This is a genomic window from Cupriavidus sp. 05N39, assembly GCF_056397325.1.
The window spans coordinates 1-350 of sequence record NZ_JBFTNE010000431.1; the positions used below are offsets into that span (position 1 = coordinate 1).

Sequence of the window (350 nt, forward strand, 5' to 3'; positions counted from 1 at the left end):
AGGTGACCCTGCAGCGCGCGGCCAACGGCCTGCAGTACCCGGTGGACACCATCACCGCCGGTGCGCCGCGCGACCTCGCGCCGATCGCGCGCGAGCAGGTGGGCGTGGGCTGGTATCCCAAGGCGCTGACCCGTACCGCGCTGGACAGTGGCGCCACCCGCAAGGTGGCACCGGGTGAGGACACCCTCGCCCGCGCCGTGGCCAGCAGCGCGCCGGGCGACCAGCTGCAGTTGCAGCGCGGCCAGTACCGCATCGACCAGGTGGTGAACGTGGACCACCCGGTCAGCGTGATCGGCCCGCGCCGTGGCCGCGCCAGCCTGCAGTTCTCGCGCCCCACCCTGTTCGAGATC

1 pseudogene is annotated in these 350 nt (G+C 73.4%); it reads left to right on the forward strand.

The window, feature by feature from the left end:
• Positions 1–350 (forward strand): annotated as a pseudogene (locus AC1DN0_RS42050) (hypothetical protein); the annotation flags it as partial.